Origin of the sequence: Bacteroides sp., from assembly GCF_052357945.1 — a bacterium.
Classification (GTDB): Bacteria; Bacteroidota; Bacteroidia; order Bacteroidales; family Bacteroidaceae; genus Bacteroides.
Window position 1 is genome coordinate 1 of record NZ_DAWCXD010000242.1, and the last position, 4,062, is coordinate 4,062.

Annotated in this window: 4 protein-coding genes; 2 read left to right on the top strand and 2 right to left on the bottom strand. The window is 44.3% G+C overall.

What is annotated here, in order from left to right; all coding sequences use genetic code 11:
- Positions 1 to 68: 68 nt before the first annotated feature.
- Entirely contained in the window at positions 69 to 719 is a 651-nt protein-coding gene (trhA, locus tag ACT8YW_RS22110) for a PAQR family membrane homeostasis protein TrhA (RefSeq protein ID WP_049702131.1), read from the bottom strand.
- 299 nt (positions 720 to 1,018) lie between these two features.
- Positions 1,019 to 1,918: a diaminopimelate dehydrogenase gene (locus tag ACT8YW_RS22115; protein ID WP_049702134.1), complete on the bottom strand. Its 900-nt coding sequence runs from the start codon at positions 1,916 to 1,918 to the stop codon at positions 1,019 to 1,021.
- A gap of 187 nt (positions 1,919 to 2,105) precedes the next feature.
- Between ACT8YW_RS22115 and ruvA the strand changes: the two genes are divergently transcribed.
- Entirely contained in the window at positions 2,106 to 2,708 is a 603-nt protein-coding gene (ruvA, locus tag ACT8YW_RS22120; RefSeq protein ID WP_004314150.1) for a Holliday junction branch migration protein RuvA, read from the top strand.
- Position 2,709: 1 nt separating this feature from the next.
- Complete coding sequence (locus tag ACT8YW_RS22125) at positions 2,710 to 3,702, top strand: DUF3843 family protein (RefSeq protein WP_444107166.1); 993 nt, start codon at positions 2,710 to 2,712, stop codon at positions 3,700 to 3,702.
- Positions 3,703 to 4,062: the final 360 nt, after the last annotated feature.

The following is a 4,062-nucleotide window of genomic DNA, read 5'->3' on the forward strand; positions in this document are numbered from 1 at the left end:
ATTAGATTTAAGGTTAACAAAGATTGGCTGTCTGGGATAGATAGCCTTTTTTTTGTCCCTACTATTCCTTATAGAATCAGCCAGATGGCAATGATATGCCCGATGCTGCCTCCCAGACAAAACAAGTGGAAAGTGGCATGCATATATGGTTTGCGCAACGAATAAAAAACAGCTCCCACGATATACGAAACTCCTCCGCCAATCAGCCACCAGAAAGCGGTAGTGGCTCCCAGTTCTCCCAGATGATCTAACAAAGGTTTCATGGCTACCAATATACAGGCGCCCATACCTACATAACAAGCCGTTTCGAGATTGCTATGTTCTTTCAGTTTTTTGAAGCTAAGAATGAAACCGGCGATAGCCGACAGCCAGACGAAAGCAAAAATTCCCCATCCCCATCCGCCGGCATGCCGCAGAACAAGCAGGGTAAAAGGGGTGTAGGTTCCGGCAATGTGCAAATAGATAGCTCCATGATCGAATTTACGGAGCAGCTCTTTCAGCTTTCCCGGACGGCTGCCGTGATACCACGTAGAACTGACATAAGAAGAAAGCATCCCCGCCAAATAGACAGATACACAAGCAACTGCCCACTGCGGCTCTATATTTTCGGATGCCTTTTCCAATAACAAATATCCGGCCACGATTCCAAGCAGAATACCTATTCCATGGCTAAGGGTATTTGCCCATTCTTCTATATTATTGTATCGTTTGTTCTTCAATGTTCCTATTTAGAATTGTTAAGTCACAAAAAATATTGAGTCGCAAAGATACTTTATTTTCCGTAAAGCGTTTCTTCGCCTTATTCTTTTTTTAAAGAAATATCGGCGTATGATACTCCCTACGGTTTTAAAATTTTGATGCGTACCCAATGCTCGGTGTCCAGTTGGAAACCGTCGTGGTTGATGGAATGAACAGTTTCCTCATAATTGTGTTTTTTGTAGTATCTTCACAAAGAAAAAAAATAGAGAAAGGCGATACACCTTTCTCTATTTAATTTTTATTTTATGTATAAAATATATTATACCAAATGTCCGATCCATTCTTCACGGTCGCCGGGGAGAAGGTCGATAACAGGAATTTCTACCATTGTGTAGCATCCCGGCTGTTGCTTCATCGAAGCACGTGCCACACATACTAGCACTTGTGCTGTCAGTGCGGGGTTGTTGATGCGCATATTAAATTCGAATAACTGATTCTGTGTTTTGCCGGATACACCTTTGCGAGTGAGATTTACACCGTGACCCATATCCAATAGAGCGTCTACGCTCGGAACGAGTTTCACGTGTGTTTCATCATTCACGAAGTAAGGATCTGCTTTGATGGCAGCAGCTACTTCTTCAAATTTATATCCGTCTTTCAGTTCGATGTACACCATGCGGCGGTGGATTCCCGTGCCGGTAGGAATAGTCATGGAAAGAGCGGCTTTCACCCCGTCGATAGCTTTTACGGCTACTGTGTGTCCCATGCTCATACCCGGACCGAAGTTGGTGTAAGTGATTCCTTTCGGAGCAATCGCTTCGAGCATGGTGCGTACGATGGAGTCGCTTCCCGGATCCCATCCGGCAGAGATGATCGATACGGCTTTATGTTCTTTGGCAGCAGCATCCAGAGTGCGGCGTAAATCTACGATACCAGTGTGGATATCGAAACTGTCTACCGTATTAACTCCCATTGCCAGATATTCTTTTGCATATTTCTCAACGCTGCGGGTTGGCGTGCAAAGAATAGCTACGTCTACATCCCCCAACTCTTTTATGTCCTTTACTACTGCATAGTTTGCCAACTCTTCCGGTTTGTTCTCTGCTCCTGCACGACGAACGACTCCGGCTATTTCGAAATCAGGTGCCGCCTGAAGCGCTTCCAGTACATAATGTCCGATGTTACCATAACCAACGATGGCAGCTCTTACTTTTTTCATTCTTTTCTTGGTTTTAATGAACAAATTTCTTTCTTTTGCTTGCAAAAGTAAACAATTTACTACTAACTTTGGTTCATTCGCTTTAATATTTTTATTTTTTTCATATTCTTCATATCTAATGTACAAAAGAATAATCTGTGAAAATCAGTGTAATCTGTGGTGAGAAAGTTTTATCTTTGTCCCTGTTATGATAGAATATATTAGAGGCGAACTTGCCGAACTAAGTCCGGCAACCGCAGTGATTGACTGTAACGGGGTGGGATATGCCGCCAATATATCCTTGAATACCTATTCGGCTATTCAGGGAAAGAAAAACTGTAAGCTATATATTCACGAGGCGATTCGGGAAGACGCGTATGTGCTTTACGGATTTGCCGAGAAGCAGGAGCGGGAGATTTTTCTGTTGTTGATTTCCGTCTCCGGAATCGGGGGGAACACGGCACGTATGATTCTCTCGGCGCTCTCACCTGCCGAACTGGTGAACGTAATCAGCACCGAAAACGCGAATATGCTGAAAACGGTGAAAGGTATCGGGCTGAAGACTGCGCAACGGGTGATTGTCGACCTGAAAGATAAGATAAAAACGATGAGTGGGTCTGCCGGCGGAGGTGCTTCCGCAGGTCTGTTGCTGCAACCTGCCAATGCGGAAGTGCAGGAAGAGGCGGTGTCTGCATTGACAATGCTCGGTTTTGCTGCCGCGCCTTCGCAAAAGGTGGTGTTGGCTATCTTGAAGGAAGAACCGGATGCTCCGGTAGAAAAGGTTATCAAACTGGCTTTGAAACGTTTGTAGTATGAAACAACAGAAAATTTATATGCAGGCATGGCTGGACGCTCACGGTCGTGCAAAGGTAGTGAATACGGATAAATGGTATCTGGATTTCGCTAATCAGCTATTGCCATTGGTGGCCGAATCTTATATATATGGTGGGAAAGAGATGGAAGAAGACCAGAAGCAAGTGGCTCTGACGTGTGCTTTGTACTTGGAAGATTGCGTGGCAGACGGAGGAAACTGGCGTCAATTTATCCACTGGCATCAGGAAAACTACGGACGTTACCTGCCTTTCTACACGTTGACGGACGAATATCTGCCGGACGAAATCAACCGTGAAGATGTTGTTTTCCTTTTGTGGGCAATCAATTCACCGGTCGGTGATGATTTTGACGGAGTGGAGAACCCGATGGATACAGATTTGCTGGAGTTTGCAGATGCATTATACAACCGTTTGGATGCTGCGTTCGAATTGGCTCCTATCAGTGATTACCTGGCGACGGACTGGCTGCTGGAAACGGAATTGATGCAAAAGAAGCGAATGCCTCTGCCGATAGCTTTGCCGGGAGAAAAAATGCCTGCCAACGTTGAGCGTTTCCTTGAAGCAAGTAAAGGTGAACCGCTTTTGTACTTCGACTCTTACGATGCGCTGAAATTTTTCTTTGTGCAATCATTGAAGTGGGAGGATGAAGAAGATTCTCTATTGCCTGATTTAAGAGAATTTGATAACTTCGTGGTTTTCGCCAATCCGAAAGGTCTGTTGATAGGGCCTGATGTGGCCCCATATTTTGCGGACAAACGCAACCCGCTCTACAATGCTGAACTGGCAGAAGAGGAAGCATACGAGCTGTTTTGTGAAGAAGGTTTGTGTCCGTTTGATTTGTTGAAATATGGAATGGAACATGAACTGTTGCCAGAAGCACAGTTCCCGTTTGAGAACGGAAAGGAACTGTTGCAGGGAAACTGGGATTTTGTGGCTCGCTGGTTTCTGGGCGAATATTACGAAGGAGAATAAGAGGAACAAGAATTAAGGTATAAGTACTGTTTATATAAGTGTTGTCTATGCCAATCAAAAAAAATAACAATCCCTTTGCCGGAAAGACAAAGTCCGCAGCCGGTAAAAAGAAGACAACCGGAAAACGGGTTGGAAAATCAAAACAGGAAAAGGCTAATAATCAGTTGAATAGAAGGGTAAAATAAGGATGTGGAGGATACGCCGTTTTTGCTTATCAGGCTACGCCGTTTGATGATGGCAGACTACGCCTTTTCTCCATACCAGGAAACGCCTTTTTTCCCGCGCAGAGAATAAAGAGGCTTATTATACATGCGAATCAGTATTTGATTTATTAGTTAAAAATTAGCGTAATTAGTGCGA